The following is a 24,171-nucleotide window of genomic DNA, read 5'->3' as shown; positions in this document are numbered from 1 at the left end:
CTGGGGTTCCTGGCCGGGCTACTCGCCTTCAAGGTCAAGACTCGTTGGTGCCCGAGCTGCGGCGAGCGGCTGGCCTGCATTCGGTGCGAGGAGGTGGGCAGTGGAGCACCGCGTCCCGCCCGCAGAGCTTGAGGTAAGCCCCGGCGTCACCTTGAAGGTGAGCGTGATGGGTGGCTACTCCGTCGAGCGAGACGGCGAATACATCGGATGGATTCACGCCAGCATCGGCAACTACTGGAACGCCTACGTGAGGCGGCCGGGAACCAGCGGCGACCACGTTGGCCGGCACACCCAGGAAAACGCTGTGAGCGCCATCGTGGCAGCTTGGGATGCCGGTGCGGTCCTGCCGAACGGGTGCCGGACATGACGGGCCGGAGAGAGTATCCCCCGGCCGTGCTGGTCCATGCCGAGTCGTGCCCTGACGTTGCAAGCCTGCGAGCAAGCGGGACGATCTTGATCCCGATGGCAACCCCGGCCATCGCTCAGGCGTATCCGAACGGCCGGATGCATTCGTGCTTCCACTTCACGCTGCAAGCGCGCGGCATGGTCGAGACCATGCAATACCCGCCGCATGCATACGAGGAATCCACGGTGGTCTACGAGGACGCGACGATGCCGCTTTGCAAGGTGTGCATGGGAACGCATGGTGCTCTCGATCGCCTGATCTTGCCGCCGGGGGTGCGTTAACACCCGCTCCATCTCAGAGACAGGAGGATCGGATGTACCAGGCCATCATCAGCCCGCAAGAAGACCTGTTCGTCGCCGTACGGGCTGGACGACAAGAGGCTATGCAACTCCCCTCCACCCACTACGCCGAGCTTGCCGACCTGGCGGATACGGGCGGCACCGTGCCGGACTGGTTCAGCGACGCCGCGCGCCAAGCTTGGCGCATCGAGCTGGCCGACCATCTCGTCAAAGACGTGCTCATGGTGCGGCCACCATCCGTCTCTCCCGTCACCTACAGCCGCGCCTCGTGGGAGATCAACAAGGGCTGCAACTTCTCCTGCGAGCACTGCTACCTGGAGCAACGCCCTTTCGCAGGCTTGCCCTTGCCAGAGAAGCTGCGAATGCTCGACATGCTCGGCGACATGGGCGTGCTCTGGTTCGAGATCACCGGCGGCGAACCGCTCATTGACCAGGACTTCGTGCCCGCTTACGAGCATGCTCACGCGGCCGGGATGATGATGGAAGTCCTGACGAATGGCTCTCGGCTCTACCGGGATGACTTGCTTGACGCCTTCACAGCACGTCGTCCGCACAAGATCACCGTCTCCATGTACGGGGCAAGTCCTGAAACAGCCGACGCTCTGACGCAGACACGAGGCGCGTTCAAGAACGCCTACCGGGGTCTCGTCGCGGCGGCGGGAGTCGGCCTACCCCTTGAGGTCACGCTGATCGTGACGAAACACAACGTCGAGGAACTGGACGAGATGCGCGCGATGGTGCGTGACCTTGGCCTGCCGTTCAAGGAGTACGCCTCCATCTCGCCTACCTACACCGGCAACGGCATGACGTTGGAGTCCCAGGTCCCCAGCCTCATCGGCAAGAGCGATGTCTTCCAAGGCTGTCCGGCCGGGCACACGTCCTTCCATGTCGACCCGCTCGGGTTCACGACGATGTGCAAGGTCGGCCGGGACGACCCCATCAACTTGGTTACCGAAGGCCCAGAGGGCCTGTTGCGTCTGCCCGCGATTGCAGACGCCCAAATGCTTCGCACGGGTGGATGTACGGGTTGCAAGCTCTCGTCCACCTGCCGGGTATGCCGACCCATGGCGCGCGTGTACCAGGAAGCGAAGGCTCCGCTCAGTCACTATTGCCAGCACGGCATCAAGGAGGAGTCATGAGCGCTGTCCCCGTCGAGATCATCAGCCGTCCCCTCAGCACGGGTAACGCCGCGAAGCCGGTCACCGCGAGGCGAGAGCCGGCCGGGGTTGTCATCACCCAGATCGACACCCTGACCACCGGCAACGAGCGCGGTTGCGGCAACGACAACCCGTACAACTAGCACCGTGTAGGGGTTGCCCTGGCGAGTCGTCGTGCCATGGCGAGGCTCACCGGGGCAACCCTGCTCTAGGAGAGAACGTGCCTATTAGCCGCATCCCCTACGCCGAGTTGCCGGAATCCGTGCGCCATGCCGTCGAGGCCATCACGGGACGTCCTGAGTCGCTGGAGGCGGTGAGCGAGGGTCTGAACAGTGCGGTTGCGGTCAAGCTGCACACCACCCAAGGCACTTACTTCATGAAGGCGCTGCGGACTGATCACCGATGGGTCTGGACGCAAGAGCGGGAGGCGGAGGTTGCTCCCTACGTTCGGCACGTCGCGCCAGCGCTGCACGCTCGCATCGTCGAAGCCGGGTGGGATGTCCTGGTCTTCGACGCGTTGACGGGACACCGGGCCGACTATGCACCCGGCTCGCCAGATCTCCCCTATGTGATGAACCTGCTCACGCGGATTGGACAGACCGAATGTCCAGACATTCCATTGCGACGGGCCGAGCAAAGGCTTGAGTCTTATGCGAGCGCGGAGGATTTGAATTTCTTTGCGGGGAACGCATTTCTCCATACCGACTTGAACAATGCGAACATCATCGTCGACGAGAACCAGGCAAGCATCGTGGATTGGGGATGGGCAACTCGCGGTGCCCCTTGGCTTGATGCCGCGTACTGGGTTGTCTGGTTGATCGCCGCAGGACATGCGCCCCATTCCGCGGAGCAATGGGCTACACAGATAGCCGCATGGAGAACAGCGCCGCAAGATGGGGTTACTGCATTTGCCCGAGCAAACGCCCGCATGTGGTCAGAGATCGGCGGAGCCAACCCCGACGATTGGACCGCCCCTTTGATTATGGCGTCGACGGCATGGAGCGCATTCCGCACTAACAAATCTGACCTTTGAGCGGGCCGCGCGCCGTACCCCTTGCGCGGAGCCAGCAACTTCCGGTAGACTAGCAGGTCGCCATCAAGGACATGCCTCGATCTTGAACAGCCTCTAGACGGCTCTGAGATCCACGCTAAGGCTCGAACTGCCCCGACGGGTACCCGTGTGTACCCTACGAACCCTCGGAGGCTCTGCGGGCGCCTGAGCGGGTTGGGCTGTCTGATGCCGCCTGCGGACCCGGTTACAGCGGCGGAAGACCAGGGAGGATGCTCCCCTCTACGCGCGGGCGCGCACGCGAAAACGGAATACCTACTTACGTAGGTATGCTGTATCGCTTAAGAGACTCCTATCGGAGTCTTTTACTGTATACCAGTAAACTGGTATCTGCATAGCCTGTTAACCAGGTAGAGTAATTACCTCTCCAAGGTCTTCTACTTGCTATCTGTATAACTGCCTAACAGGTAGTCAATGATTACTTTCTCAAGGTCTCCTACTGCATAACAGCTTAGCTGGCCAAAAAGCCAAGCTGGAGACTCTTGCAAGTCTCCTTCATAGACCTATACGAAGACTTTCCAAGAGGTCACTATGATGACCTGTATAAATGCTAAAGGCCCTCCGAAGAGGGCCAATAACGAGCTGATCTAGCTAGACGAGGAAACGCCTTCAGATGCCTCATGTTCCCTCTGTCGAGGGATCCAGGGATTGCCGCTCAACTCTGCGATAGCACGAGGAGCATCGGCCGGAAGATCCCCAAAGAATCGTGCGAAGAAGCCGGAAGCGTAGAGCTTCTTCTTAGCCTCTTCCGAAGACTCATGATCACCCGGATCAAACCAGATCTGCTGCTTGCCGAAAGCCTCGGGAGGCATGTCCCCAAAGCTGATCGCTTGACGCTCCTCCAGGTAGCCGAGCAAGTCGCCGGGGGTGATCACGAGCAAGCCCATACCGGCGTACGCCTTGACCCCTCGCCGCGTCAGGAACTCCCGGCGCTCCTCCTCCGTTGAGCGCTTCCACCAGTCGGCGTAGGTCTCCCCCGTCGGGATCCACAGCGTTACCGGCTTGGCTCCTCCAGCCTTCAACGCCTGTTCCCGGTCATTGGCGAGCTGGGTGAGCTGAGAGCTGTAGGCGACCGCTTCAAGCCGACCGGCCCGGAACTCCTTCGTGAGCTGGTTCATCTCGCCGTCGATGATTGCGAGCCTCCGCGCCTGCTCGTCGTCACCGGCCTTCGTGACCGACTCCATGATCTCCATGTCGCCGATCTGAATCAGAAGCAACTCCTCCAGCCACGGATACAGCCGCTCCGCAGTCACCGCCGCGTCCTTGCCCTTGCAGGCCGGCTGTCCCTTGCTCTTGTTCCCGTGACACCGATACCGGGCCTTCCTGCTGCGCTGGGGCTCCTCCTTCATGAAGTACAGGGGGTTTCCGCACGTAAGGCAGTACATGACGCCTAGCAGGGGCGAGGACGATCCTCGCGGTTTCTTGTACTTCACGGAGTTCACGGCGTCCTGGAGGACAGCCCACTCCTCCGCGCTGAGTACGGGCTGAGATCGCATGATGGGTGAGCCGTCGTCGCCTCGCAGAACAGAACCATCGGCCGTTTGGTACTCGCCCAGGAGAGACCGATTGGTAAGCACCGACTGAACCGCAGTCGGGAGCCACTTTCTCCCCTTCGCTTCCGGAGCGATCAGACGCGTCGTGCTCTCGCCTCTGGCCGACCGTATGCGGGCGATGTCCTGGACGGTGGGGATCTCCTGCTCGTTGAGCCATTGGGCCACCCCGGAGAAGCTGGGCTTGTCGATGAACCGGCGGATCATCTCCTTGAGCACCGGGCCGTACTCGGGGTCCAGCTCAAGCGTGAAACCGTCAGAGCCCTTGACGGACCGTCGGCCGAATGGGACCAGGCCACCCGGCCAACGCCCCTGTTGCCGCATCGCCTCACGTGAAGCCCGGATTCGAGCGGTGATTGCGTCCAGCTCAGCTTCCGCCACAACGGCGAGAATCTGGACGACCACCTTCCCCCAAGGCTTGGACAGGTCGAAGCCCTCCTCGCACGAGATAAGGCCCTTCCCGTGCTTCGAGCACCACTCCATCAACTCGGTGAGGTGACGGACCGACCGGGCGATACGGTCGATCTTCAGGACGATGATGTGGTCGAACTCGTCCTTGCGGTTCGTGAGCCAGTCACCGACGGACGGGCGCATCCAAGGTGAGGTGGAGCCGGACACGTCGATGTCGGTTGCGAAGTCGACAAGCTCCATCTCCTCGCTCTCGGCCCTCTTAAGGATGCGGCGACGCTGTGTCTCCTCGCCCGTCTGGTTCTCGTTCGAGACCGAGAGTCGGACGACACCCAAGGCCCTGAGCTTGTTCAATTGGTTCCTCCCCCATACCCGGCTGATCTTGCTCAGCCAGAGGGGGCAACTCTACAGACCGTGCCCACCCTGAAGTTCGAGGACGGGTCGGCGCTGACCAACCCGTCGATCGTCGCGGTGAAGCAGCACCTGGCGGCGATCTCCGCCTGATCGGTCCCAGGAAAAAGGGCCGCCCCGAGGGGCGGCCCTTTTTCGCACATCAAGCGATTACGGGATCAGCGCCGGGATGCTGGAGTCCAGCAGGTCCCGCTCCTTGAGCGCGCCGTACAGCGGCGTGGTGGCCGGGTAGTGGCCCCACTGGTGGTCGCCGTCGCCGTCGCCGAACGCGCCGAGCAGCTGCTGCTGCACCGGGTTCAGGCCCGCCCACTCCGGCCGGTTCGGCAGGTCGGCGTTCTCGTCGCGCATGGCGATCCAGCGCGGCGTGTAGCCCAGGAAGGCGCCGACGCGGGTGTAGTCGGAGTAGTTGTCCGACCGGGCGTGCCAGATGCGGCGGTCGAAGACGACCAGGTCACCGGCGTTCGCGGTGATCTGGACGGCGCCCTCCGGCTGCGGCCACGGGACGCCGCGGCTCGGCGGGCCGGGCAGCCAGTTGGTCTTGTGGCTGCCGGGCAGGACGGTGAAGTTGCCCCGGCCGGTCTCGCTCACGTCGGAGAACCAGTAGGCCAGCTTGACCGAGAGCATCGGCCGCGGGTCGGTCTCGATCTCGCGGTTCTGCCGGCCACCGTCCTGGTGCCAGTGCCACCACTCCTTCTGCTGCTCGTGCAGCTTCGGGTGGACGTCGATGTGCGAGTGGTAGATGTGGACGTTCCACCCGAGCAGCGACCAGATGTAGCTGAAGGCCTTCGGGTGGTCGATCAAGAACGCCAGCTCGGGCACGTGGGCGATCGGGGAGAGCTGGTGCAGCGCGCCGGTCGGGCTGAGCTTGCCCTCGGCCTTGCACTTCTCGTAGTACCCCAGGATCGCGGCACGACCGGCCTCGATCTCGCTCTCACTCAGCACCGACGGCACGACGATGTAACCGTCGCGCTCGAACGCCTCCCGCTCCTCCGCGGACATCGGCGTCCATACCGGCGCTTCCACCTGGGTCATCGGTTCCCCTCTCGTCTTTGCTAAGGATGACGCATCGGGACCGTACTCAGGTTGCCTCCTAAACGAGAAATTCTCTGTTTAGGTATTTCGCTGTGACGTTGCAGATACCGGTTACGTTTAGGCAGCCCGCAGCCACTTCTCGACGAGATAGAAAGCGATTGATGAACGCATCGGGAGGGACATCGGAACACCCGAAGTGGGGTCGGTGTAACCGCCGGTGATCATTTTGGCGATCGCATCCCGGGTGAGCCACTGCGCCTCGTCGATCTCCTCCGGGTCGAGGACCAACGGCTGCGACGGATCCGCGACGGCCAGGAAGCCGAGCATCAGCGAGCCGGGGTACGGCCAGGACTGGCTGCCCTCGTACCGCAGTGAGGTGAGCCGGATGCCGACCTCCTCGCGGACCTCGCGGCTCACCGCCGCCTCGGCCGACTCACCGGGCTCGACGTAACCGGCCAGGCAGGAGAAACGCATCACACCGTCGGGTCCGACACCCCAGGCCGCGTTGTGCCCGAGCAGGCAGCGGCCGGAGGGGCCCGCGACGCCGTCGTGCACCAGCACGATCATCGCGGGATCGGTCCGCGGCCACATCAGGGCGCCGTCGGCGTCGGCGCGGGCCCAGCCGGCCTCCACCGCGGTCGTGGCTTTTCCGGTACGCGGTGAGTACAGGTGACTCGCGTGCCAGTTGGCCAGCGCCGCGGCCGCCGTGAAGATCCCGGCGTCCCGGTCGTCCAGCCGGTGGCCGATCTCCCGCAGGGTCACCGCCCGCGCCTCCGGGTGCTCCGGCAGCGCGGCGGCCATGGTCCAGAGCGGGGTGCCGTCCGCGTCCACGCCGAGGAACCAGCGTTCGGCCTCGGGCGCCTCGGCGGCGGGCAGCAGCACCAGCGCGGCGCCGTCGTCCGGGCGGGTGGTGACCAGGGCGCGACCGCCGGTGGCCAGGTCGACGACGAGGACCTGGCCGCGGCTCCACGCCGCGGCCAGCCATGCCTCGTCCTTCCGGCGCTCCGCGGCGCGGTCCAGGGTGGTCCGCGCCAGCGGAGGGGTGCCGGGTTGTTCGCCCAGATCGGGCTGATCCGGGTCGGGCTGAACGGAAGAACTCACTCTGTGCTTCGCTCCACGGCGGTCAGGGCGGACAACTGTCCCTCGATCTTGTCAGCATCGCCGAGAACCACGGTCACGGCGCGCGACGGAGCGAGATATTTCGCCGCGGCGGCGAAGACCTCGTCCCGGGTGGCCGCGGTCAGCGCGGCCGAGTGTTCCCGCAGGTGGTCGAGGCGGAGGCCGAAAGCGGCGTACATGCTGGCCAGACCGGCGAGACCGGACTGCGTCGACATGCCGAGACGGAGCGTGCCCAGGGCGTAGCGCCGGGCCTGCTCCAGCTCCTCCTCGCCGGGCGGGAGACTGGCGATCCGGCCCAGCTCGTAGACCGTCTCGAGCAGCGACGGGCCGGTCACCTCGGTGGCGACCTCGGCGGTGGCGACCCACGCGGAGCCGGCCACGAAGTGCTCGATCCCGGAGTACGACCCGTAGGTGTACCCCTTGTCCTCGCGGATGTTCTCCGTCCACCGGGACGAGAAGTACCCGCCGAAGACCAGGTTGGCCAGGCTGAGCGCGGCGTAGTCCGGATCGGTGCGGGTGATCCCGGGCAGGGCCAGGCGCAGCGAGGACTGCACCGAGCCGGGCCGGTCGACCAGCAGCAGCGGGCCGGTCGACAGGTCCGGGGTGGGCGGCACGACGCCGTCGCGGGCCGGGCCGGTCCACGAGCCGAGCACCTTCTCGGCCACGTCGATCGCCTGCTCCGGGTCGATGTCGCCGACCAGCACCAGGACCGCACCCTCCGGGCGTACCCGGTCGGCGTGCAGCTCGCGGAGCCCGGTCGGCTCGACCAGGCGGATCTGGTCCGGCTCGGGGGTCTGCACGGCGTACGTGTGGGTGCCGTACATCCGCTTGAGCAGGGCGACCCGGGCCAGGTGGGCGGGCTGGGTGAGGGCGACCTGGATGTGGTCGACCAGGCGTTCCCGCTCGGTGACCGTCTCCTCCTCGGGGTACGTCGCGTCGGTCAGCACCCCGGCCAGGATCTCCAGGGTCCGGCCCAGCCCGTCGGCGAGCGCGTTGCCGCTGACCATCAGGCGGTCCGGGTCGAGCGAGGCGGCCAGGCTGCCGCCCACGGCCTGCAGCTCGGCGGCGATCTCGATGCTCGACATCGTGCTGGTGCCGGTGAAGAGGGCCTGGGAGAGCAGGGTCGCCGGGGCGAGCGGGGCACGGCCGAACGGGATGCGCAGGCGCACCTCGACCAGCGGCACCGCGGACCGGCGGATGGCGATCACGGTCAGCCCGTTCGGCAGGGTGCGCTCGACCTCGCGGGGCAGGTTCAACTCGACGTCCGGAATCAGGTCCGGCAGGGTCTTCAGACTCATCAGGATGCTCCGGGGATGACCTCGACGGTGGCACGGCGCTCGGGCCGCAGGGTGGCCGCGGCGGTGACGATCTGCTCCGCGGTCACCTCACTGATCAGCTTGGGCAGCTCGTTGAGCAGCCCCGGCCGGCCGCGCTGCAACTCCAGCACGGCCATCGGCAGCGCCCGGCCGAGCACCGCATCGGTGTCGTGCAGCAGGCGGGTCGCCATCCGGGCCTGGGTGCGGGCCAGTTCGCCGGCCTTCAGACCGTCCGCGACCAGGCGTTCCAGCTCCTCGTCGATCGTCTGCAGCACCTTGCCGGCGTCGCCGCCGGGCGGCATGTGCGCCTGGAGCAGCAGCGCGGTCGGGTTGCGGACCTGGTACTCGTCACCCATGAAGCCGATGTAGCCGCCCAGCGTGGTGGCCGTACGGTCGCGCTGGACCAGGCGCTCGACCAGGCGGGACGCGTCGCCGTCGGTGAGCACCTCGGCCAGGACGGCGAAGGGGAGGTACTCCTCGAAACGGGAGATCGGGTCGGGCACGCGGTACCCGGCCGCGATCGCGGGGAGCGGGGCGATCCGGTCGGTGTACGACTCGCGCCGCTCACCGTCCAGGTCGGGCTCGTCGAAGTCGGGCAGCGGCGGGGCCGGGCGGGCCGGCACGTCGCCGAAGTGCCGCTCGATCATCGCGGTCGCCTCGGCCACGTCGAAGTCGCCGGCGACCGAGAGCACCGCGTTGCCACACGCGTAGTACCGGTCGAAGAAGCCCTGGGCGTCCTCGACGGTGGCGCTCTCCAGGTCCTCGAACGACCCGTATCCGTCGTGCTCGTTGGGGAAGGTCCGGAACATCACCGGTGGGAGTTTGAGCCAGGGGAACCCGCCGTACGGCCGGTTCAGCACGTTGACCCGGATCTCCTCCTTGACCACGTCCACCTGGTTGCGCAGGTTCTCCTCGGTCAGCCGAGGGCCGCGCATCCGGTCCGCCTCGAGGAAGAGCGCCCGCTCCAGTCCACCGGATGGGAGCACCTCGAAGTAGTCGGTGTAGTCCAGGTGGGTGGAGCCGTTGAAGCTGCCGCCGGCACCCTGGACGTGCCGGAAGTGCGCGAGCTTCTCCAGGTTGGCCGAGCCCTGGAACATCAGGTGCTCGAACAGGTGGGCGAAACCGGTCCGCCCCTCCGGTTCACTGCGGATGCCGACGTCGTAGACGACGGCGACTCCGACCACGGGCGCGCTGCGATCCGGCGAGAGGACCACACGCAGACCGTTGCCGAGCGTGAAGCGCTCGACCGGGTATTTCGTCGCGGGGATCTGGATTCTGGACGCCACGGTATGAATCTAGCGTGTCGAGGTGCCTCCGAGCGGTACTCGATCGCACACCATCACGGTGACCCCTGCGTGACCAGGCAGTGACAGCACGTCGATATGCCGATATCCTCTTCCGCCCCTCCGGCACGACGCGCGCGCGGCACAGACAGTGATGAGCATCACCACCCGCCGTCATCCCATCATCCGGAGGTGGGCTTGACGCACTAAACCCCTCTGATCCAGTATTCCCATCCAACAGATAGAAAAAGCAAAGTTTGATCCACCGGGAGGGGGCCCCGCTCGTGTACGTCTCGGCTCGCACGGACTACGCCGTCCGCGCCATGCTCGCCGTCACCGCGGAGCACCCACGTCTTGTCAAAGCCGCCGGGCTGGCGGCCGTGCAGGAGATCCCGCTGAGCTTCCTACAGGGAATCCTGCTCGATCTGCGCCGCGCCGGGTTGCTGCACAGCCATCGCGGGGTGGACGGCGGATACGCGCTGGCCCGCCCGGCCGAGGACATCACCGTCGGCGACGTGGTTCGCGCCGTCGGTGGCGCGCTCACCACCGTCCGCGGGCTGCCCACCTCCACCGCGACCTATCACGGTGCCGCCGTCGCGCTGCACGACGTGTGGATCGCCGTCGAGGCGGCCATCGAGGGTGTGGTCGACCACAAGACCCTGGCCGAACTCTCCACCATCTCAGTGAAAAGAAATTAGGAGTGAGCATGAGCTCCCGCACCCTACGTGCGTTCGCCCTTGCCACGGCCGCTCTGGTGGCCTCTACCTCCCTTGCCGCCTGCGGATCCGACGACGACGACAAGACGGCCGCCGGCACCAGCGGCGCCGCGGCCGAGGCGACCAGCATCAAGCTGGGCTACTTCCCCAACATCACCCACGCACCGGCCCTGGTCGGCGTCAACAAGGGCCTCTTCGCCGAGGCCCTGGGCAGCACCACCAAGCTCGAGACGCAGACCTTCAACGCCGGCCCGGCCGCGCTGGAGGCGTTGCTCTCCGGCGCCATCGACGCCACCTACATCGGCCCGAACCCGGCGATCAACGGCTGGGCCCAGTCCAGCGGCTCGGCACTGAAGATCATCGCGGGCAGCACCTCGGGCGGCGCCGGCCTGGTCGTCAAGGAGGGCATCAACAGCGCGGCGGACCTCAAGGGCAAGAAGATCGCCACGCCGCAGCTCGGCAACACCCAGGACGTCGCGCTGCGTGCCTGGCTCAAGGAGAACGGGCTGAACGCCGACACCAACGGCGGCGGCGACGTCTCGATCCTGCCGCAGGACAACGCCACCGCGGTGCAGGCCTTCGCGCAGGGCAGCATCGACGGCGCCTGGGTGCCCGAGCCCAACCTCAGCAAGCTGATCCTGGAGTCCAAGGGCAAGCTGCTGGTGGACGAGAAGACCCTGTGGCCGAACCAGCAGTTCGTCACCACACACTTGATCGTCAGCCAGAAGTTCCTGAAGGAGTACCCGGGAACGGTCAAGAAGCTGCTCCAGGGCCACCTCGCGGCGATCAATTACATCAACGACAACAACGCCGACGCGCAGAAGGCGGCGAACGCCCAGATCGAGGCGCTCTCCGGCAAGGCGCTCAAGGACGACATCCTGGCGGCCGCGTTCAAGAACCTGACGTTCACCGCGGACCCGATCGCGTCGTCGCTCTACACCAGCGCCGAGCACGCCGAGGAGGTCGGCCTGCTCAAGAAGGTGGACCTCAAGGGCATCTACGACCTCGGGCCGCTGAACGAGCTGCTCAAGGCCGACGGCCAGACCGAGGTCAGCGACGCCGCGGCGTCCTGACGACCACCTGAGATGACGGGAGGGCGAGCATGAGCATCCTCGAAACCACTGATGTCCAGACCGGAGCGGTCGTCCACATCGACAACGTCTCCAAGCGGTACGGCTCGGGGAGCAAGGCTCTGCTCGCCCTCGACCGTGTCTCCCTCGACGTGCACCGGGGCGAGTTCATCTGCCTCCTCGGTGCCTCCGGCTGCGGCAAGAGCACGCTGCTCTCGCTGGTGGCCGGGCTCGACAAGATCACCAGCGGCACCCTGGAGACCGGCGGCCGCAAGGTCGCGATGATGTTCCAGGAGGCCGCCCTCTTCCCCTGGCTCTCGGTGGCCGGCAACGTCGAGCTGCCGCTGCGCCTGCAGGGGATCGGCAAGGCCGAGCGACAGAAGCGGGCGCAGGAGCTGCTGGAGATCGTCCGGCTCAAGGACTTCGGCGGCAAGCGCCCGCACGAGCTCTCCGGCGGCATGCGCCAGCGTGTCGCCCTGGCCCGGGCCCTGGCCCAGGACGCCGACGTCCTGCTGATGGACGAGCCGTTCGGCGCGCTGGACGCGATGACCCGGGACATCCTGCACGACGAGCTGGAGCGGATCTGGCGCGAGCAGGAACTGACCGTGCTCTTCGTGACCCACAACGTGCGCGAGGCGGTCCGGCTCGGCGACCGGGTCATCCTGCTGAGCAGCCGTCCGGGCCGGGTGATCGAGGACTTCAAGGTCGAGCACCCGCGCCCCCGGCGCATCGACTCCCCCGAGGTCTCCGGCCAGGCCGGCGAGATCACCGACCGGCTCCGTGCGGAGGTCGCCCGTCATGCCCACTGAACCCGCCCCGACGAAGTACGCGGGCGCCCGCGCCGGTCTGGAGGGAGCCCTCTCCCCCGAGACCGCCGGCCTGGGCCCCGAACCACAGAGGATCAAGACGCTGACCGACAGCGAGGTCAGCGGCCTGGACGCGCTGAACCTGGCGCCGAAGGCGGACAAGGGCCGGCTCGGCCTGCGGATCTGGAACAGCGCGTGGCCCAAGCTGCTGGCGATCGCCATCGTGATCGGGATCTGGGAGATCGTCTTCCTGGCCGAGTGGAAGCCGGCGTACGTGCTGCCGGCACCGACCGAGGTCTTCCCGCTGATCTGGGATCTGGTCACCACCGCCGACTTCTGGGACGGCGTCCGGCTCACCATGACCCGGGCGATCACCGGGTTCGGGCTGGCGGTCGCGCTCGGCACGGTGATCGGCGCGGCGGTGTCGCGGTTCGCGCCGCTGCGGGCCGCGATCGGCTCGCTCATCACCGGCCTGCAGACCATGCCGTCGATCATGTGGTTCCCGCTCGCCATCCTGCTCTTCCAGCTCGGCGAGAAGGCGATCCTCTTCGTCGTCGTCATCGGCGCCACCCCGTCGGTGGCGAACGGCCTGATCAGCGGCATCGACTACGTGCCGCGGACCTGGCTGCGGGTGGGCCAGGTGATGGGGATGTCCGGGCTGTCCCGGTACCGGCACCTGATCCTGCCGGCCTCGCTGCCGTCCTTCGTCTCCGGGCTCAAGCAGGGCTGGGCGTTCTCCTGGCGCAGCCTGATGGCCGGTGAGCTGCTGGTCATCGTGCCGGGGACGGTGTCGATCGGCGTACGGATGCAGAACGCCCGCGATCTCTCCGACTCGCCCCTGGTGATCACCTACATCATCGTGGTGCTGGTGATCGGCATCGTGATCGACCAGCTCTTCAACTTCGCCGACGGCGCGCTGCGCAAGCGCTGGGGCCTGACCAGCTGATTCTTCCGGTACGCGAGAGGGGGCGCTCCATACGGAGCGCCCCCTTCTCCTGCTCTCAGCTCTTGAAGACCGCCTTGACCAGGGTGTCCAGCGCCTGCGGGAAGAACTCGGCCGGGTCGAGCGGGGCGTCGCCCATGGTCAGCCCGGCGGTCATCGTCTTCCGGCCGTCGGGGCTGCTGTACATCAGCGCCCCGTAGCCGCCGGGTGCACCGCCGTTGTGGTGGTAGACGGTGCCGCCGTACTCCGGGCCCAGGTCCTGCACGAAGATGCCCAGGCCGTAGTCGATCGGGCCGTGCGGCGTCCGCATCTCGGCGAGCAGCTCGGCCGGCAGCAGCTCCCCGCGGTTCAGTGCCGCGAAGAAGACGTGCAGATCCCGGGTGGTGGAGATGGCGCCGCCGGCACCGAGCAGCATCGAGAGGTTCTGCCGGGAGACGTCGGTGACCACCCACTCGTCACCGTCCTGGTAACGGTAGTAGCCGACCGAGTGCGGCTCCGGCAGGTCCGTGACCTCGCCCGACAGGATCGTGTCGGTCAGCCCGAGCGGCCGCAGGATCCGCCGCTCCATCTGCTCGCCGTACGACCCCTCACCGGCCCGCTCGATCAGCAGCGTGGCCAGCGTGTAGTTGGTGTTGGAGTAGCTCCAGTCGGTACCGGGTTCGAACCGTGCCGGCTTCGACAGCGCCAGCCCGACCAGCTCCTCCGCCGTGTACGACCGCAGCCGGTTCGCCACCCACGCCGCACCGGTCGCCGGGATCCCCGGCACGATCGTCCCGTCCGGGAAGTACTCGCCGGTGTAGTTGAACAGCCCGCTGGTGTGCCGCAGCAGCATCCGCGGGGTGATCCGCCCGTCCAGCCCGAGCTCCGGCAGGTGCTCGGCGACCGGCGCGTCCAGCCCGAGCCGTCCCTCGCCGACCAGCTGCAGCACCACGGTGGCGGTGAAGGTCTTGGCGACGCTGCCCGCCCAGAACCGGCCGTCGACCGGCGGTCCGGCGACGTCGTCCAGCTCGCGTACCCCGGCGGCACCGGTCCACTCGCCCTGCTCGTCGTCGACCCGCAGCTGAAGTCCGGCGAACCCGGCGCTGACGAATGCTTCGGCGGCCTTCTGGAACTCGTTCACGGTCGTACCTTTCATAAGGGGCTTGAAGGGGTTTTCAGAGGCTGCGGGCGGTGATGTCGCCGTGCTCGGTGGTCGCGTGGATGGCCAGGACGGCGCCGGCGCCCTCGTCGTTCCGGAGCGCGTTGTGCACGCGGCCGAAGGTGGTGCCGGCGTCCAGCGAGGCGGCGGACCCGCGGGCGGCACCGACCGAGATGTGGCCGTACGCGGTGCGGAGCGTGACCTCGCCGGTCACCGCCTCGCCGATGCTCAGGTCGCCCCGCTCGGCGCTGATCAGCGCGGGCCCGGTGAGCCGGCCGACGGTGACGTCACCGGACTGCAGGGTCAGGCGGACGCCCGCGGCCTCGTCGAGCTTGACCGGGCCCAGCGCGGACTCGACGACGACCTCGCCGAGCCGGCCGACGCCCCGCACCTCGCCGCTGGCCAGCTTCGCCTCGATCCGCGAGCCGGCCGGCAGCGCAACGGTGATCTCGACGGCCCCGGACGAGCCGAGGAGGCGGTGGGCCGGCTTCGCGGCCCCGATCCGCAGGACACCGTCGGCGTACGCGACCTCGACCCGCTCGGCGGCCGCCACGTCACGGCGCTGACCGGCGACGGCGGGCCGGACCTCGACCGTGCTGTCCGCCCGGTCGGCGGCGATGAACTGGATGCGCCCGGCGGGGATGTCGAGGACGGTGACGATCGGGGCGGTGGTGGCGAACTTCTGCATTGCGATCTCCTTGGATCTTTTGTTTCCGATGCAGGAAACGCTACGTTGCTTTCCTGAACCGGAAAACCACGAAGTTGCTCGCGCTCGTTGTTTTTGCAGCTCACAGCATTGCATTCATTGCAATGACGGTGAATCTAACGCAACAGTCCACATGCGAACGTTGCAATGGCTGGAAAGTGAACGCTACGATGAGGCATGCCCGGAGGCCGACTCACCCAGCAGGAACGCCAGCAGATCGCCCTCGGCCTCGCCGAGGACCTCCCCTATGCGGAGATCGCCCGGCGCCTGGCCCGGCCCACCTCGACCGTCACCCGGGAGGTGATGCGCAACGGCGGGCCCACCGGGTATCGCGCCGACCTGGCCCACCACGCCACCGAGCACCGGGCCCGCAACCACACCCGGAAGAAGGCCGCCACCGGGCACCCCGGCACGCCCCCGCCGGCGCACGGGCGCGACGCCGAGGCGGTCCGTGCGTACGAGGAGACGTTCGCGGAGCTCTTCATGCAGTCCGGCCTCCCCACGATGACCGCCCGGACGCTGGCCGCGCTCTACACCACCGACACCGGCAGCCTCACCGCCCCGGAGCTCGCCGCGCGCCTGCGGATCAGCCCGGCGTCCGTCTCCAAGGCGATCGCGCTCCTGGAGGGCCAGGGCCAGATCCGGCGCGAGCGCGACGAGCGACGGCGGGAGCGCTACGTGGTCGACGACGACGTGATGTACCAGTCCACGATGGCCAGCGCCCGGGCCACCGCACACCTCGGCGAGGTCGCCCGGCGGGGCGTGGACGTCCTCGGTCAGGGCACCCCGGCCGCCGCCCGGCTGGAGAACATCGCCCGCTTCGTCGACTTCGTCGCGGAGGGGATCGCCCGCGCCGCCGATCAGGCCCGCGAGATCCTGCACCCGAAGGGCCCTACAGGGGACGCACCGAGTTGAGGACCTCGTCGATCACGTAGTCGAACTGGGAGTGGGTGCCCGGGATCGAGACGTAGAGGACCGCGGCGGTGGGCTTGCCGACGTCGATCACCGCGACCGCGGAGTGCTCGGAGGTCGCGGTGAGACCCGGCGACGAGAAGCGCAGCCGGAACTCGCTCACCCAGGCCGGGCGCCCGCCGAGCGTGGTGAGCTCGTCCCGGATCGCCTCCATGGTGTTCGGCTGCGGGTAGTACTCGGCGCGCACGTCCGCGGCGACCTGCCGGCCGACGCACTCCAGGTCCAGCGTGACGGCGTCGTTGTCGGCGGCCGGGACCGCGGCGGAGAGGATCGAGGCGTGGTACTCACCACCGCTGTAGACCTCGGTCACGAAGTGCTGACCCACCCGGTACGGCACCTCGAGCGTGCCTGCCTTCCACACCTCGGTCCAGGTCTCCCAGGGTGCGCCGTACTTCTTGTACGAGATGCCGGCGTCGTCGTCGACCGTCCGCGCTCCGGTGGCCGGCGGCAGCGTCGTGGTCGGTGCCGCGCTGGGCACGTCACTCGGGGCCGGGCACGCCTGTGCCAGTGGCGGGCGGACGTCGGTCGGCGCGGACGCCGTGTCCCGGAACGGGTTCTCGTCGCTGCCGAACATCACCGCGAGCAGCACCGCCAGGCCACCGGCGAGGATCACCCCGGCGATGCCGCCGAAGATCAGAAGCTGTCGCCGCCGCCGGTCGGGCCCGCTCGGCGGAGGCGGCTGCGGCAGGGTGGGCGCCTGCGGCGCTTCTCCGGGTACGCCCACCGAGGTGACCATGCCCGACGCCCAGGACCCGCCAGGCCGTTGCCAAGCGGGCGACTGCTGCTCCGGTAGGGTCATGGAACCAGTGAACACCACGACGTGCGGAACCGTGTGAGCGGCGCACGCCGGGAAGAACGCATGGCCAAAGTCGTACCCGGCCGATTCGTTTCCGGGAAATTTCGGCTACCGTTCTGCCATGGAACTGGTTTATCCCCCGGTCGTTGCCCTGGCCAAGACGATGTTCCGCGCACTCGACCTCAAGATCGTGGTGGAGGGCGCCGAGCACATCCCGAGCACGGGCGGGGCGGTGCTGGCCAGCAACCACTCGAGCTACCTCGACTTCATCTTCTGCGGCTTCGGCACCCAGCCGGCCAAGCGCCTGGTCCGCTTCATGGCGAAGAAGCAGGTCTTCGACCACAGGATCAGCGGCCCGCTGATGCGCGGCATGCGGCACATCCCGGTCGACCGCCGGGCCGGCACGGCGGCGTTCCGCGAGGCGATCACCTCCCTGCAGAACGGCGAGATCGTCGGCGTCTTCCCGGAGGCCACGATCAGCGAGTCCTTCACCGTCAAGGAGCTCAAGACCGGCGCCGCGCGGATGGCCCGGGAGGCTGACGTCCCGCTGATCCCGATGGCCGTGTGGGGACCGCACCGCCTCTGGACCAAGGGCCGCAAGAAGGAGCTCACCAAGCGCCACGTCCCGGTGATCATCAAGATCGGCGAGGCGATCCAGCTGCCCGAGGGCGCCACCCCCGAGGCGATCACCGCGACCCTCAAGCAGCGACTGAGCGTCCTGCTCGACGAGGTCCAGCAGGCCTACCCGGACAAGCCCGCCGGCGACGACGACCGCTGGTGGCTCCCGGCCCACCTCGGCGGCACGGCACCACTCCCCCAGGCCGCCGCCGTCTGACCTTTTCCGATCACTCGAAGGCCTCGGGACACCCACCCGGGGCCTCACCCATTACTCGACCCCGGCCCCACCGGTCCCGCCCAGAGGCGTACCACGCCCAGCCACACGTCACGCCCAGCCACACGCCACGCCCAGACGCGGATCACCGTGCGCCGTGGCCGTCCCTCCGCGGATCGCCGTGTGCTGCAACCGTCTCGCTCCGCGCCATCCGCATACGTCCCGCCACAACGGAGGAGTGCCGGGCCAGGAGAGCAACACGGGCCAGGCGAGCGGGCCGGGTAGGACTGGGCGAGCGGGCATGCGGGCCGAGCGGGCATGCGGGCCGAGCGGGTGAGACGAAGACGGCGTCGCTCCCGAGGGGTGCGACGCCGTGTTCACACGATGTCAGGTGGCCGCCTCCCGGCGGCCCTGATCAAACGCGAATCAGACGGAACGGATGTTCGCGGCCTGCGGGCCCTTCTGGCCCTGGGTCACCTCGAACTCGACCCGCTGGTTCTCCTCCAGGCTGCGGTAGCCCGACATCTGGATCGCGGAGAAGTGGGCGAAGACGTCGGCGCCGCCGTCGTCGGGGGTGATGAACCCGAAGCCCTTGTCCGCGTTGAACCACTTCACAACGCCGGTAACCATGATCGTCTCCTCGACGGTCGATCGTTCCCGCCCATTATGGACGTGAACGAGGTAATAAGACCCGCATTCTGCGGGACTCGTGTCGCCGTACTGATCGCCCGTACCGGAGAAACCCGGGTTACGACAAAGAGCGCCTGGGGCAGACTTCCCCACAGGCGCTCCTGAGTACTTGGGAACCAAACTGACAACGGGACGAGCCTAGCACGCGGAAGGGGGTCGAGAAGTGCTCGGCGTACAAGTCGCACGGCAGCTCAGCGCGACGGGACTGGCCTGGCAGCCCCGGTTGGGGGATCGATTCGCGGTACCCGACCGGGGTCTCGACGACGAGGTCTTCGTACTCAGCAACATGACGATCCAGGTCCACGAACGGCCGGAGGGGCGCATGATCGGCTTCAACGGGACGACCGAGTGGGCGCTCGACGACGTGGAGATCGATGAAGTTGCCTGGCTGCCCCGTGAGGACCAGTTGCGGGAGATGCTCGGCGAGACGTTCCGGGGACTGACCCGGGAGGATGACGGTTTCGTGGCACGGATCTCCCTGTCGGGCGAGTCGCACGCGTTCGTGGCGGAGAGCGCGGAGCACGCCTACGCCGCCGCCCTCCTCCACCTGCTCGCGGCGCCCGGGCTTCAGGGGACCCCCGGGATCTCGGCACCCGGGCTTTAGAGACTCCGCCTGCTCCCGGCGGCCTACGGGGACTCCTCGGGGATCTCGGCGAGCAGGGCGGCGAGGGCCGGTGCGTCCATCAGGTCCAGGGGGCGGACGGTGACCTGCTCGCGGACGTAGTGGAAGCCCGCCCGGACGTGCCGGACCGGCACCCCGGCCAGGGTCGCCCAGGCCAGCCTGTACGCGGCCAGCTGGACCGCGGCGGCCTCGGCCTCGGCGCCGGTGGGGCGACGGCCGGTCTTCCAGTCGATCACGTCGAAGTGGCCGTCCGGATCGGCGAAGACCGCGTCCATCCGGCCCCGGACCACCACGCCGGCGACCGTGGTGGCGAACGGGACCTCCACCTCGACCGGGGTGCGGTCGGCCCACTCGCCGGTCAGGAACGCCTCCTGCAGGGCGGCCAGTTCCTCGTCGGCGGCCGCGGCGTCGTCGGCGGCGCCGGGCAGCTCGTCGATGTCGAGCAGGCGGACGGCGCCGAAACGCTGCTCCAGCCAGAGATGGAAAGCGGTGCCGCGGCGGGCGTACGGGGCCGGGCGGTGCGGCAGCGGGCGGCGCAGGGAGCGGGCCAGCGCCTGCGGGTCGCGGCGGAGCACGACCAGCTGAGAGACCGAGAGGTGCGGTGGCAGGGCCACCTCGATCGGGCCGTCGCGGCGGGCACGTTCGTCCCGTTCGGCGAGCAGCAGCCGGGCCTCCCGGCGCCAGCGGGCGATGTCCGGGTCGGCGGCCGCGGTCACCCGGTCGGCGGCGGACGCCGCGGCGGCCCGTCCGGCCCGATCGCGACGGGGATCGTCCGAGGGGACGGGCTCCGGGCGTACCGGAGAAGGGGTGAGATCTGTCAGGTCGGCCGCCAAGCCGGCGCGCGCGGCGATCTCCGGATCGGCGGCGGCGAGATCGGCGAAGGCCTCGGCGGCGGAGGCGTCCGGATCGGCGATCATGCGGCGGATCAGGTCGGCGGCCGCGGCCATCGCGGGACGGCGCAGGCCGAGCGGGTCGGCGGGCCACTCGGCGGTCGCCACCACCTCGTCGCTCGGGTTGGTCTCGCCCGGCGCCGGCTCCGGCGTCCAGACGGTGACCACGCCGGCGCCCTCCGCACAGGTCGCGCGGATCTCGTCGAGGAGGACCGACGGGCCCCGCGGACGCTTCACGCCGTCGCCCCACCAGTAGCCGGAGGCGAGCAGCAGGCGGCGCGGGCGGGTCACCGCGACGTACGCCAGCCGGCGCTCCTCACGCTCGTCGTGCTCGCGCCAGGCCCGGGCGAAGGCGCCCAGCGCGGCGTTGACGTCCTTCTGCTCGACCGCCTCGCCGAAATCCAGAACGGGCAGACCGGAGGCGTCGCCGCGCAGCGGGAATGGCAGCACGCCGATCCCGCCCAGGTAGTGGTCGCTGGCCCGGGACTGACCCGGCCAGACGCCGCGGCAGAGACCAGCCACCGAGACCACGTCCCACTCCAGGCCCTTCGCGGCGTGCGCGGTGAGGATCTGCACCGCCCCCTCGACCACGTCGACCTGGCCCGGTTCCAGGCCGCGCTCCTCCTCCTCGGCGGCGGCCAGGAAGGCGAGGAAACCGGTCAGGGTGCCGCTCTCGTTCTCGCTGACGTAACGGGTGGCGGCCGCGCCGAGCGCGTCCAGGTGGCCGCGGGCCAGGCCCGCGTCGCCGGCCGCCCAGCCGCGGACCGCGACCTCGACGTCCAGGCCGACGGTCCGTTCGATGTCCGCGAGCAGGTCGGGCAGCGGTTGGTCCAGGCGCTGCCGCAGCGCCGCCAGTTCCCTCGCGTACGCCCGCAACCGCGGATACCCCTCCGGGGAGTACTGCGCCGCCGGCCCGAGGTCCGCCATCGCCTCGACCAGCGTGGCGTCGTCCAGCCGGTCGGCCGTCGGCTCGTCGTCCTCGCCGTCCCGGTTCGTCGCGCGCGCGGCCGCGATCGCCCGGGACCGGCGGTGCAGGGCGACCAGGTCGCGCGGGCCGATCCGCCAGCGGGCCCCGGTGAGCAGGCGGAGCATCGAGGCGCCGTCGGTCGGATCGGCGAGGACCCGCAGCGTGCAGACCACGTCGCGGACCTCGGGGGTGTCCAGCAGACCGCCGAGGCCGACCACCTCGACCGGCAGGCCCCGGGACCGCAGCGCCTCCTCGATCACCGGGATCTGGCTGCGGACCCGGACCAGGACAGCGCTGGTCGGGCGCCCGTCCAGCGGGATCTCCTCGGGGAGCGCCCTGGGCATCCCGGCGGCGAGGCGCCACGCGGTCAGCATGGTGTCGGCGATCCAGGTGGCCTCGTCGGCGTACGTGGAGAGCAGTGCGCAGCTGACCGTGCGGCCGCCGACCGCCTCGGCCACCCGCTCGGCCGGGCGCAGCGTGCCGACCCGGGCGTTCAGCGGGGCGGCCAGGGTGTTCGCGACGCGCAGGATCTCCGGGCGGTTCCGCCAGCTCCGGGTCAGGCTCCGGGTCCAGGCCGGCCGCCCGGACCGGTCGGTGAACTCCTCCGGGAAGCGCTCCAGGGTGCCGGCCGAGGCCCCGCGCCAGCCGTAGATCGACTGGCAGGGGTCGCCGACCGCGGTCACCGGATGCCCGCCGCCGAAGAGGTTGTTCAGCATGGTGACCTGGGCGTGGCTGGTGTCCTGATACTCGTCCAGCAGCACCACCCGGAACCGGCCCCGCTCGATCTCGCCGACCTCGGGGTGGTCCCGCGCCACCAGGGCGGCACGGGCCATCTGGTCGCCGAAGTCCATCGCCTCCAGGTCGAGTTTGCGCTGCTCGTAGAGGCGTACCAGGGGCAGCAGGGTGAGCCGGTGCTGCTGGCGGCGCAGCACGTCGGAGACGTCCCGGTACATCCGCCCGGGGAAGGACTGCGCCTCGGCGTAGAACCGGCCGGTCCAGGCGGCCAGCGCGTCCGGGGCCACCAGATGCTCGGAGAGCTCGGCGGAGAGCGCGAGCACGTCGTCGGTCACCGTGCCGGGCGCGCGGTTCAGGCCGGTCATCTCCCCGGTGTACGACCGGACCAGCGAGTCGACGATCTGCCAGCGGGCCGCCTCGGTGAGCAGCCGGGCGGACGGCTCGAACCCGCCGCGCAGGCCGTGCTCGGTGACGATCCGGGCGGCGTACGAGTGGTAGGTGGAGATGGTGGCCTCACCGGCGAACGCGTCGTCCCGGCCGAGGCGGCGGATCAGCTGGCCGACCCGGGTACGCACCCGATGGGCCAGCTCGCCGGCGGCCTTACGGGTGAAGGTCAGGCCGAGGATCTCGCCGGGGTGGACGTACCCGTTGGCGACCAGCCAGACCACCCGGGACGCCATGGTCTCGGTCTTGCCGGACCCGGCGCCCGCGACGACCAGCAGCGGCTCGGTGTTCGGGTGCGCGATGATCGCGGCCTGCTCGTCGGTGGGCTGGTGCAGCCGGAGCAGCTTCGCCAGCTCGGCCGGGGTGTACCGGGGCCCGGCATCGGCGCGGGCACTGCGCGGCGGCGTCATCGGCCGCCCTCCGGGTCTCGCCGCTTCGGCGTCATCGGCCGTCCTCCGGGGCTCGCCTCTTCGGGGGCTCGACCACCTGGCGGCCCTTACCGGAGACCGGGCAGCTGGTGCGGACCGGGCAGACCCGGCACCGGCTGTTCGCGACCGCGGAGAAGGTGGACGCGGCCATCGTCTCGGCCGTCCGGCGGACCATGGCGTACGCCCACTGCGGGTCGGCGGCCTCGTCGAGCGGGACCTGCATCTGCTCCCGGGCGTCCTTCCCCGGGCCGAGCTGGACCAGCGCCGCCCCGCCGGAGGCCTCCCCGTAGTCCGCGAACGCACCCGCCTCGACGGCCGCCTGGTAGCCGGCGAGCTGCGGGTTCTCGGCCACGTCGGCGGAGAGCGCGGTGCTCTTGCCGGTCTTCAGGTCGATCACCACGAGCCGGCCCTCGTCGTCGATCTCCAGCCGGTCCACCCGGCCGGTGAGCTGGACCGGCCGGTGCTCGTCCTCCAGCCGGACGGTGAACTCGTGCTCGATCGCCAGCAGCCGCCGCGGGTTCACCGCCAGCCAGCGGAGCAGCTTGTCGACCATGCTCTGCGCCCGGTCGTGCTCCGGCCCGGCGAGCCAGCGGGCGGCCAGCTCGATCGAGTCGAACCGGGCGGAGACGTACTCGACCAGCTTCTCCCGGTCGGCGTTGGCGTCCTCGGCGAGCATCGCGGCGGCGTGCACCAGGTTGCCGATGCCCTGGGCAGGCCCGGTGGGCGCGGCGCCGCCGTGCCGCTCCAGCAGCCAGCGCAGGCTGCAGCGGAGGGCACTCTCCATGGCGGACGGGGTCACCTTGACCGGCTCGCCGTCGGCCACGAGGGGCCGGTCGTCGGAGAGCGGGCGCAGGCCCCACCACTCGTCCGGGTGCGCTCCGGGCACACCGGCGACGGCGAGACGAGCGAGCTCGGCGGCCGCGGCCCGGCGCCGGCTGGGCGTCTCCTCCGCCGAGACGACCACGGTACGCAACTCGGCCACCAGCGCGGCGAGGGTCAGAGCACGAGGCGCCTTCCCCACCGGGAGCTCATCCTCGTCACGGTCGCCAACGCCGTCGCGGTCGTCGCCGGGGTCAGCGGCTTCGTAGGCGTCGTCCGCGTCCCCGGGCTCGTCGACCGGCTCGGGCTCAGCAGCCTGATCGCCGGACTCCAAGAAACGGACATTTCCCGAAATATCCGGTTGAGCATCGAGAGGGGCACTCTCGGGCTCGGGCTCGGGGCCATGGCCGGGCTGGTCGTCGGGGTCAGGCTGGTCGTCGGGGTCGGGCTCGGGGTCAGGCTGGTCGTCGGGGTCGGGCTCGGGGTCAGGCTGGTCGTCGGGGTCGGGCTCGGGGTCAGGCTGGTCGTCGGGGTCGGGCTCGGGGTC

The 24,171-nt window shown here is 69.1% G+C and carries 23 protein-coding genes and 1 pseudogene; 13 read left to right on the top strand and 11 right to left on the bottom strand.

What is annotated here, in order from left to right:
* Positions 1-100 precede the first annotated feature (100 nt).
* The 5 genes from AB0M08_RS31090 to AB0M08_RS31070 all read left to right on the top strand — a co-directional run bounded on the left by AB0M08_RS31090 (position 101) and on the right by AB0M08_RS31070 (position 2,895).
* Positions 101-367, top strand: coding sequence for a hypothetical protein (locus AB0M08_RS31090; RefSeq protein WP_364500878.1), 267 nt, complete (start codon positions 101-103; stop codon positions 365-367).
* 95 nt (positions 368-462) lie between these two features.
* Positions 463-687 (top strand): hypothetical protein, encoded by a 225-nt coding sequence (locus AB0M08_RS31085; RefSeq protein WP_364500876.1) that lies wholly within the window; start codon positions 463-465, stop codon positions 685-687.
* A 32-nt stretch (positions 688-719) separates the two neighbouring features.
* Entirely contained in the window at positions 720-1,844 is a 1,125-nt protein-coding gene (locus AB0M08_RS31080; protein WP_364500873.1) for a radical SAM protein, read from the top strand.
* Positions 1,841-2,005 (top strand): hypothetical protein, encoded by a 165-nt coding sequence (locus AB0M08_RS31075; protein ID WP_364500870.1) that lies wholly within the window; start codon positions 1,841-1,843, stop codon positions 2,003-2,005. The genes AB0M08_RS31080 and AB0M08_RS31075 overlap by 4 nt, the downstream gene beginning before the upstream one ends.
* A gap of 77 nt (positions 2,006-2,082) precedes the next feature.
* Complete coding sequence (locus AB0M08_RS31070; RefSeq protein ID WP_364500867.1) at positions 2,083-2,895, top strand: phosphotransferase; 813 nt, start codon at positions 2,083-2,085, stop codon at positions 2,893-2,895.
* Between the two features lie 623 nt (positions 2,896-3,518).
* Here AB0M08_RS31070 and AB0M08_RS31065 read toward each other — a convergent pair.
* Positions 3,519-5,243, bottom strand: a complete 1,725-nt coding sequence (locus AB0M08_RS31065) for a recombinase family protein (protein WP_364500864.1) — start codon at positions 5,241-5,243, stop codon at positions 3,519-3,521.
* Between the two features lie 54 nt (positions 5,244-5,297).
* Between AB0M08_RS31065 and AB0M08_RS31060 the strand changes: the two are divergent.
* Positions 5,298-5,393: pseudogene (locus AB0M08_RS31060) on the top strand (NrdH-redoxin); the annotation flags it as partial.
* A gap of 57 nt (positions 5,394-5,450) precedes the next feature.
* Here the strand turns inward: AB0M08_RS31060 and AB0M08_RS31055 are convergent.
* From AB0M08_RS31055 to AB0M08_RS31040, 4 genes are all read right to left on the bottom strand, one after another.
* Positions 5,451-6,332: a phytanoyl-CoA dioxygenase family protein gene (locus AB0M08_RS31055; RefSeq protein WP_364500861.1), complete on the bottom strand. Its 882-nt coding sequence runs from the start codon at positions 6,330-6,332 to the stop codon at positions 5,451-5,453.
* A gap of 117 nt (positions 6,333-6,449) precedes the next feature.
* Entirely contained in the window at positions 6,450-7,433 is a 984-nt protein-coding gene (gene nudC / locus AB0M08_RS31050) for an NAD(+) diphosphatase (RefSeq protein WP_364500858.1), read from the bottom strand.
* Positions 7,430-8,749, bottom strand: coding sequence for a pitrilysin family protein (locus AB0M08_RS31045; RefSeq protein ID WP_364500855.1), 1,320 nt, complete (start codon positions 8,747-8,749; stop codon positions 7,430-7,432). The genes nudC and AB0M08_RS31045 overlap by 4 nt, the downstream gene beginning before the upstream one ends.
* Positions 8,749-10,053 carry a pitrilysin family protein gene (locus AB0M08_RS31040; protein ID WP_364500852.1) on the bottom strand — a complete coding sequence of 435 codons (1,305 nt, stop codon included), beginning with the start codon at positions 10,051-10,053 and terminating at the stop codon, positions 8,749-8,751. The genes AB0M08_RS31045 and AB0M08_RS31040 overlap by 1 nt, the downstream gene beginning before the upstream one ends.
* 281 nt (positions 10,054-10,334) lie before the next feature.
* Between AB0M08_RS31040 and AB0M08_RS31035 the strand changes: the two genes are divergently transcribed.
* Genes AB0M08_RS31035 through AB0M08_RS31020 form a run of 4 tightly spaced genes read left to right on the top strand, consistent with a single transcriptional unit; the run spans position 10,335 to position 13,588 of the window.
* Positions 10,335-10,748, top strand: a complete 414-nt coding sequence (locus tag AB0M08_RS31035) for an Rrf2 family transcriptional regulator (RefSeq protein WP_364500849.1) — start codon at positions 10,335-10,337, stop codon at positions 10,746-10,748.
* Between the two features lie 8 nt (positions 10,749-10,756).
* The gene (locus AB0M08_RS31030; RefSeq protein ID WP_364500846.1) at positions 10,757-11,839 is read left to right on the top strand and encodes an ABC transporter substrate-binding protein; all 1,083 of its coding nucleotides are present in this window, start codon (positions 10,757-10,759) and stop codon (positions 11,837-11,839) included.
* A gap of 29 nt (positions 11,840-11,868) precedes the next feature.
* On the top strand, positions 11,869-12,645 hold the full coding sequence (locus tag AB0M08_RS31025) for an ABC transporter ATP-binding protein (protein WP_364500843.1): 777 nt from the start codon (positions 11,869-11,871) through the stop codon (positions 12,643-12,645).
* Positions 12,635-13,588, top strand: coding sequence for an ABC transporter permease (locus AB0M08_RS31020; RefSeq protein WP_364500841.1), 954 nt, complete (start codon positions 12,635-12,637; stop codon positions 13,586-13,588). The genes AB0M08_RS31025 and AB0M08_RS31020 overlap by 11 nt, the downstream gene beginning before the upstream one ends.
* 55 nt (positions 13,589-13,643) lie before the next feature.
* Here AB0M08_RS31020 and AB0M08_RS31015 read toward each other — a convergent pair whose 3' ends face one another.
* Positions 13,644-14,705: a serine hydrolase domain-containing protein gene (locus AB0M08_RS31015; RefSeq protein WP_364500838.1), complete on the bottom strand. Its 1,062-nt coding sequence runs from the start codon at positions 14,703-14,705 to the stop codon at positions 13,644-13,646.
* Between the two features lie 34 nt (positions 14,706-14,739).
* Positions 14,740-15,411: a DUF4097 family beta strand repeat-containing protein gene (locus AB0M08_RS31010; RefSeq protein ID WP_364500836.1), complete on the bottom strand. Its 672-nt coding sequence runs from the start codon at positions 15,409-15,411 to the stop codon at positions 14,740-14,742.
* Between the two features lie 195 nt (positions 15,412-15,606).
* Here AB0M08_RS31010 and AB0M08_RS31005 point away from each other — a divergent pair, with 195 nt between their 5' ends.
* Positions 15,607-16,344, top strand: coding sequence for a helix-turn-helix domain-containing protein (locus AB0M08_RS31005; RefSeq protein ID WP_364500833.1), 738 nt, complete (start codon positions 15,607-15,609; stop codon positions 16,342-16,344).
* On the opposite strand, the gene AB0M08_RS31000 is transcribed toward AB0M08_RS31005, so the two are convergent.
* Complete coding sequence (locus AB0M08_RS31000; protein WP_364500831.1) at positions 16,322-17,200, bottom strand: hypothetical protein; 879 nt, start codon at positions 17,198-17,200, stop codon at positions 16,322-16,324. The two genes, AB0M08_RS31005 and AB0M08_RS31000, sit on opposite strands and share 23 nt — an antisense overlap.
* Positions 17,201-17,318: 118 nt before the next feature.
* Here AB0M08_RS31000 and AB0M08_RS30995 point away from each other — a divergent pair, with 118 nt between their 5' ends.
* The gene (locus AB0M08_RS30995) at positions 17,319-18,032 is read left to right on the top strand and encodes a lysophospholipid acyltransferase family protein (protein WP_364500828.1); all 714 of its coding nucleotides are present in this window, start codon (positions 17,319-17,321) and stop codon (positions 18,030-18,032) included.
* 423 nt (positions 18,033-18,455) lie between these two features.
* On the opposite strand, the gene AB0M08_RS30990 is transcribed toward AB0M08_RS30995, so the two are convergent.
* Complete coding sequence (locus AB0M08_RS30990) at positions 18,456-18,659, bottom strand: cold-shock protein (RefSeq protein WP_014447450.1); 204 nt, start codon at positions 18,657-18,659, stop codon at positions 18,456-18,458.
* A gap of 223 nt (positions 18,660-18,882) precedes the next feature.
* Between AB0M08_RS30990 and AB0M08_RS30985 the strand changes: the two genes are divergently transcribed.
* Entirely contained in the window at positions 18,883-19,323 is a 441-nt protein-coding gene (locus tag AB0M08_RS30985; RefSeq protein WP_364500825.1) for a pilus assembly protein CpaE, read from the top strand.
* A gap of 23 nt (positions 19,324-19,346) precedes the next feature.
* Here the strand turns inward: AB0M08_RS30985 and AB0M08_RS30980 are convergent, their stop codons facing one another.
* Together AB0M08_RS30980 and AB0M08_RS30975 are read right to left on the bottom strand one after the other, a co-directional pair.
* Positions 19,347-22,787 carry a UvrD-helicase domain-containing protein gene (locus AB0M08_RS30980; RefSeq protein ID WP_364500822.1) on the bottom strand — a complete coding sequence of 1,147 codons (3,441 nt, stop codon included), beginning with the start codon at positions 22,785-22,787 and terminating at the stop codon, positions 19,347-19,349.
* A gap of 31 nt (positions 22,788-22,818) precedes the next feature.
* The coding region (locus tag AB0M08_RS30975) for a PD-(D/E)XK nuclease family protein (protein WP_364500819.1) at positions 22,819-24,171 on the bottom strand (1,353 nt) is incomplete at its 5' end.

It is taken from the genome of Actinoplanes sp. NPDC051851, assembly GCF_040681165.1.
Taxonomy (GTDB): domain Bacteria; phylum Actinomycetota; class Actinomycetes; order Mycobacteriales; family Micromonosporaceae; genus Actinoplanes.
Note: the sequence above shows the minus strand (reverse complement) of the source record. Positions and strands in the feature narration are given on the sequence as shown.

Bases quoted from the DNA above. Each gene is read 5' to 3' on its own strand.
- AB0M08_RS31085 (WP_364500876.1), top strand. From the start codon at position 463: ATGGCAACCCCGGCCATCGCTCAGGCGTATCCGAACGGCCGGATGCAT.
- AB0M08_RS31080 (WP_364500873.1), top strand. From the start codon at position 720: ATGTACCAGGCCATCATCAGCCCGCAAGAAGACCTGTTCGTCGCCGTA.
- AB0M08_RS31075 (WP_364500870.1), top strand. From the start codon at position 1,841: ATGAGCGCTGTCCCCGTCGAGATCATCAGCCGTCCCCTCAGCACGGGT.
- AB0M08_RS31055 (WP_364500861.1), bottom strand. From the start codon at position 6,332: ATGACCCAGGTGGAAGCGCCGGTATGGACGCCGATGTCCGCGGAGGAG.
- AB0M08_RS31045 (WP_364500855.1), bottom strand. From the start codon at position 8,749: ATGAGTCTGAAGACCCTGCCGGACCTGATTCCGGACGTCGAGTTGAAC.
- AB0M08_RS31030 (WP_364500846.1), top strand. From the start codon at position 10,757: ATGAGCTCCCGCACCCTACGTGCGTTCGCCCTTGCCACGGCCGCTCTG.
- AB0M08_RS31025 (WP_364500843.1), top strand. From the start codon at position 11,869: ATGAGCATCCTCGAAACCACTGATGTCCAGACCGGAGCGGTCGTCCAC.
- AB0M08_RS31020 (WP_364500841.1), top strand. From the start codon at position 12,635: ATGCCCACTGAACCCGCCCCGACGAAGTACGCGGGCGCCCGCGCCGGT.
- AB0M08_RS31010 (WP_364500836.1), bottom strand. From the start codon at position 15,411: ATGCAGAAGTTCGCCACCACCGCCCCGATCGTCACCGTCCTCGACATC.
- AB0M08_RS31005 (WP_364500833.1), top strand. From the start codon at position 15,607: ATGCCCGGAGGCCGACTCACCCAGCAGGAACGCCAGCAGATCGCCCTC.
- AB0M08_RS31000 (WP_364500831.1), bottom strand. From the start codon at position 17,200: ATGACCCTACCGGAGCAGCAGTCGCCCGCTTGGCAACGGCCTGGCGGG.
- AB0M08_RS30995 (WP_364500828.1), top strand. From the start codon at position 17,319: ATGGAACTGGTTTATCCCCCGGTCGTTGCCCTGGCCAAGACGATGTTC.
- AB0M08_RS30990 (WP_014447450.1), bottom strand. From the start codon at position 18,659: ATGGTTACCGGCGTTGTGAAGTGGTTCAACGCGGACAAGGGCTTCGGG.
- AB0M08_RS30980 (WP_364500822.1), bottom strand. From the start codon at position 22,787: ATGACGCCGCCGCGCAGTGCCCGCGCCGATGCCGGGCCCCGGTACACC.